The sequence below is a fragment of the Salinicola sp. genome, from assembly GCF_982684285.1.
In genome coordinates, this window is record NZ_CEXLVS010000209.1 from 1 (window position 1) to 4,280 (window position 4,280).

Genomic DNA, 4,280 nt, shown 5'->3' on the forward strand with positions numbered 1-4,280 from the left:
AATGCGGCGGTCTTGCCGGTGCCGGTCTGCGCCTTGCCGACGACGTCGCCTCCGAGCAGCGTGTGCATCAATGCCTCGGCCTGGATCGGGGTGCAGTACTCGAAGCCTTCGGCCTGGATCGCGCGCATCAGCGGATTCGGCAGGTCGAAATCGTGGAATCGCCAGCGTCCGGCAACGGGCTCGACCTGAAACTGCTTCAGCGACCAGCCCGAAGTGTTCCGCGACTGCGATTTACGTGGCTTGCGCCGACGCCGCTTGGGTCTGCGATTCTGTGCCGGGGCCTGGGTGTTGTCAGACTCACTCATAGTTATGACGTATGTCCGAAATCGATTGACGGTTTGACTCGCGAAGGCTGGCGCTATCCATACCGGGGGCCGGAAGCACCGTGATCGGCGCGACGGGCATTCATGCCTTCAAGGCGGATCCTCGACGCGACGAGTGACGATCTCGCGCAGAGATCACCCGGCGCGAGCCGACGGTATTGTACCAGCCTCGCCCGCCAACGTCGCGAGCCCAGTGGATCAACGTCGCGAGCCCAGCGGATCAACGTCGTCGAGCCCAGTGGATCAACGTCGCGAGCCCATTGGATCGACCTGGTGCTGCGGGTTTGCGAGTCCCGTTCGGGTATTCGATGGCAGGCGCTTCGCTGGCTGTTAAACTACGCGCCAATCTTTCGCTCTCGATTACCCGCCACGAAACGCATAGGTCGCGCGCATGACTCGCAGAAAAAAGACCAGGTCGCTGGCCGACAAGGTGACGATCCGCACCGGCAAGCGCAAGGATTACCGCCGCTGGCGCCATGACAATCCCGATGAAGTCGCGCCGTCGCGTCGCTACGTCGACAAGAAGACCCAGCAGCGCAAGCTGCAGGCCGAGCGCAAGCGCCAACGCCAGAGCGCGCCGCCGCTCCCCCTGCACAAGCCCGCCAACGACGACAAGGATTCCGACTGATGCGCCTGGTTTCTTTCAACATCAACGGCATCCGTGCGCGGCTGCACCAGCTCGAGGCGCTGATCGCGACACACGCACCGGATGTCATCGGCCTGCAGGAGACCAAGGTTCAGGACAGCGAGTTTCCCAGGGAAGCCGTGGAGGCCATGGGCTATCACGTCCATTTTCACGGCCAGAAGGGTCACTACGGGGTCGCCATGCTGACCAGGTCCGCGCCGGAGTCCGTCCACTACGGGCTGCCGGGCGACGGCGAGGACGCGCAGCGCCGGCTGATCGGCGTCACGCTGGCCATGCGCGACGGCCAGCCAATGACGGTGTGGAACGGCTACTTTCCGCAGGGCGAGAACATCGCCCACCCAACCAAGTATCCCAACAAGCGGGCATTCTACGCCGGCCTCAACGCCCTGCTGGAAGAGCGTCATCGGCCCGACGAGCGCGTGGCGATCATGGGGGATTTCAACATCTCCCCGGCAGACATCGACATCGGCATCGGCGAAGAGAACCGCAAGCGCTGGCTCCGCGAGGGCAAGACCAGTTTCCAGCCGGAAGAGCGCGAATGGCTCGCGCGCTTGAAGGCCTGGGGGCTGGAGGACAGCTATCGGCGCTGCCATCCCGACAGCACCGATTTCTTCAGCTGGTTCGACTACCGCTCCAAGGGTTTCGACCGTGAGCCCAAGCGCGGCCTGCGGATCGACTACATCCTGGTGACCGAGCCGTTGGCTAGCGCCACTCGGCGAGCCGGGATCGACTACGACCTGCGCGGCATGGAAAGGCCTTCCGATCACGCCCCGGTGTGGAGCGAGTTCGACCTCGACTGAGTCGATGTTGATCCGAATTGAGCCGGCAGCAGAGACGGCGCCTCGGATCCCGGGGCGTCGCCGCCGGGACGCCGTCGTTCAGCCCAGGGAATCCAGCCACTGCTGCGCCTGCTCGACGCCGGCGGCCCTGGCCTGACGAAAGGCTTCCCGGGCCTGGTCACGCCGATCGAGCTGGGCCGCCGCGATTCCCTGCAGCAGCCAGTCCCGCCCCGACGCCTCACCGCCCGACTGACGCAGGCCGGAGAGCGCATCCAGCGTGGCTTGCCATTCGCCCCAGCCGTAGGCGATCTCCGCCAGCTGTCGCCAATCCTGCCCGCGGCCGGTCCGCTCCGCCAGCGCCCGCCAGGCCGACAGGGCCTCGTCGTGGTTACGGGCCGCCGTCCAGGCCTGCGCCAGGAGCTTCAGGTTGTCGGCGTTGGCTTCCAGCCGGCCGTCATCCAGCCACTGCGTCAGATGCTCGGCGGCACGGGCCGGCGTGCCGCCGGCGATATGCAGCTTGGCCAGTTGTCGCAGATCCTCTCTCGAGACCAGCACGCCACGGCGCCAGCCGCTCTCCCATATCGCCGCGGCCCGGCCGCTATTGCCGGCTTGCTGGGCCAGGCCCGCGGCGCGACGCCAGACGTCCGGCGAATCCTGGTCATCGCCCAGTAGCGCCAGGGCGTCGTCGAACCGCCCACTCTGCTGATAGACCGTGCTTGCCAACTGACGCTGCGACGAGCTCCAGCCTTCGGTGCCGGATTCCCGCAGGCGATCGAGAGACTGGCTGGCCGCGCTCCAGTCATCGAGCGACGCCCGCGCCTGGACCAGCAGCCAGCGCGAGGCATCGTCACCGCCGCTGCGCTCGATCCAGTCGGTCAGCAGGTCCGCGCCCTGCCGCGTCTGGCCGGCGCGGAGCCGGAGACGCGCTTCCTGCTGCAGCCAAGAGAGCCGGCGAGCGGCGGGGACGCCGTCGATCCGCCGCGCTTCGGCAAATTGATCCGCCGCCTTGGCGTCATCGTTACGACTGGCGTTGGCCGTGGCAGCCAATTGCAGGAACAGCGCCCGCGCCCAGCGGTCGGCGGCGTTACCGCCTTCGAGCCGCGAGGCGGATGCCGCCGCACGCGAGGCCACCGCGGCATCGTCGCCGGACTCGAGCCGTGATTGCATGGACTGCAGCGTTCGAATCATGTCCGGACGCAGCGCCGGCCCCTCCGCCTGCGCCAGCGGAACGCCGCCGAAGCCGATCAGGCCCGCTGCCAACAGCGCCAGGCAACGCTTGCCCAGCGGGCGAACCGTCGTCGAACTCATCATCAGCCCTCCAACTGGAACTGGATACGCTGGGTGGCGCGCCGTACGTCGTCGGCCGGCGGGAACCGCCACTGCGATACCGCCTCTTCCACCGCCCGATCGAAGACATTGGCAGGGTCGGCATCGATCACGCGCAGACTGCCGGTATCGACACGCCCATCCGGTTGAATGATGAAGCTGACCTCGACATAGCCTTCCATGCCGCGACGACGCGCTCGCATCGGGTAGGTCGGATTGACCCGGCTGGTCGGCTGCAGCTGGCCGACGTCACGTGGCGAAGCCTGGGTGCCTCGGGGCGGTTGCTGCGGCGCCGGATTGGGCTGCGGCGGCCCATCCGTCGCCTCGGGCGTGGCTTCCGGCTGCGGCGCGGTTTCAGCAACCGTTTCCTGCGTCGGCCGGGGCTCAGGCTCCGGCTCGGGGCGAGGTTCCGGTTCGGGGCGTGCTTCGCTCAGCTCGGGCAGCGTCTCGTCCAGCGTGACGTCCGGCGTCTGCATCGGCGGCGTCTGCGGCTCGGGAATCTCCACCGGGCTGGGCGCTTCCGCTGCCGGTGGCGGCGCTGCCGCCGGCGGCGGCGGTGGCGCGCTGGGCGGCGGTAACGAGGGGGATGTCGGCGTCGGCTGCGCCTGGTCCTGCTGCGGCGCGTCGACCATCGAGATCGCCGTGGGCGTCACGATCTGGGTGCGATCCGGCGCCGGCGGCGCCACCAGCAGCGCCAGCAGATAGAACAGCAGCAGCGCCAGCAGCGCGCCACCTGCCAGCCCGGCCAACCTGCGCATCAACCGGCATCCCGATTGGCGGCCACGGCAACGTTGTCGACCCCGGCCTGGTGAATGCGATCCATCACCTGGATCAACAGGCCGGTGGTCGAGTTCTTGTCGGCCTGGACCACGACGCTGCCATCACCGGAGACCAGTTGCGCCACGCGCGCGCCGACGCGATGGGCATCCACGGCCTCGCCATCGACCCACACCGCGCCTTCGCCGGTGATCGCGACCAGCACCTGGGTGTCCTGGCGCGCCGTCGCCTCGCTGGACTCGGGCCGCTGAATCTCGACCCCACTCTCCTTGATGAAGCTGGTGGTGACGATGAAGAAGATCAACATGATGAAGACGACATCCAGCATCGGCGTCAGATCGATGCCGGTGGAATCGTCATTCGCTTCCCGCAAGCGGCGCCTACGCATGAGAGCCCTCCACGGCGCGGGCCATGCGGTCGTGCAGCCGC

The 4,280-nt window shown here is 67.8% G+C and carries 6 protein-coding genes; 2 read left to right on the forward strand and 4 right to left on the reverse strand.

Going from position 1 to position 4,280, the window contains the following annotated elements; all coding sequences use genetic code 11:
* Nucleotides 1-305, reverse strand: a 305-nt coding sequence (locus AC3AYF_RS15970; RefSeq protein ID WP_487779992.1) for a DEAD/DEAH box helicase, incomplete at its 3' end; no start/stop codon positions are given.
* A 409-nt stretch (nucleotides 306-714) separates the two neighbouring features.
* Between AC3AYF_RS15970 and AC3AYF_RS15975 the strand changes: the two genes are divergently transcribed.
* The gene (locus AC3AYF_RS15975; protein WP_110716506.1) at nucleotides 715-951 is read left to right on the forward strand and encodes a hypothetical protein; all 237 of its coding nucleotides are present in this window, start codon (nucleotides 715-717) and stop codon (nucleotides 949-951) included.
* A complete protein-coding gene (xthA, locus tag AC3AYF_RS15980; RefSeq protein ID WP_295040619.1) occupies nucleotides 951-1,769 on the forward strand; it encodes an exodeoxyribonuclease III in 819 nt (272 codons plus the stop codon). Before AC3AYF_RS15975 ends, xthA begins: the two co-directional genes overlap by 1 nt.
* A gap of 78 nt (nucleotides 1,770-1,847) precedes the next feature.
* Here xthA and AC3AYF_RS15985 read toward each other — a convergent pair whose 3' ends face one another.
* Genes AC3AYF_RS15985 through AC3AYF_RS15995 form a run of 3 tightly spaced genes read right to left on the reverse strand, consistent with a single transcriptional unit; the run spans nucleotide 1,848 to nucleotide 4,239 of the window.
* Nucleotides 1,848-3,059: a tetratricopeptide repeat protein gene (locus tag AC3AYF_RS15985; RefSeq protein ID WP_295040617.1), complete on the reverse strand. Its 1,212-nt coding sequence runs from the start codon at nucleotides 3,057-3,059 to the stop codon at nucleotides 1,848-1,850.
* A complete protein-coding gene (locus AC3AYF_RS15990; protein WP_295040615.1) occupies nucleotides 3,059-3,832 on the reverse strand; it encodes an energy transducer TonB in 774 nt (257 codons plus the stop codon). The genes AC3AYF_RS15985 and AC3AYF_RS15990 overlap by 1 nt, the downstream gene beginning before the upstream one ends.
* A complete protein-coding gene (locus AC3AYF_RS15995) occupies nucleotides 3,832-4,239 on the reverse strand; it encodes an ExbD/TolR family protein (protein ID WP_149434727.1) in 408 nt (135 codons plus the stop codon). Before AC3AYF_RS15995 ends, AC3AYF_RS15990 begins: the two co-directional genes overlap by 1 nt.
* Between the last annotated feature and the right edge of the window lie 41 nt (nucleotides 4,240-4,280).

What these genes read in the sequence shown, in the direction of transcription:
- xthA (WP_295040619.1), top strand. Translation starts at nt 951, where the DNA reads ATGCGCCTGGTTTCTTTCAACATCAACGGCATCCGTGCGCGGCTGCAC.
- AC3AYF_RS15990 (WP_295040615.1), bottom strand. Translation starts at nt 3,832, where the DNA reads ATGCGCAGGTTGGCCGGGCTGGCAGGTGGCGCGCTGCTGGCGCTGCTG.
- AC3AYF_RS15995 (WP_149434727.1), bottom strand. Translation starts at nt 4,239, where the DNA reads ATGCGTAGGCGCCGCTTGCGGGAAGCGAATGACGATTCCACCGGCATC.
- AC3AYF_RS15975 (WP_110716506.1), top strand. Translation starts at nt 715, where the DNA reads ATGACTCGCAGAAAAAAGACCAGGTCGCTGGCCGACAAGGTGACGATC.
- AC3AYF_RS15985 (WP_295040617.1), bottom strand. Translation starts at nt 3,059, where the DNA reads ATGATGAGTTCGACGACGGTTCGCCCGCTGGGCAAGCGTTGCCTGGCG.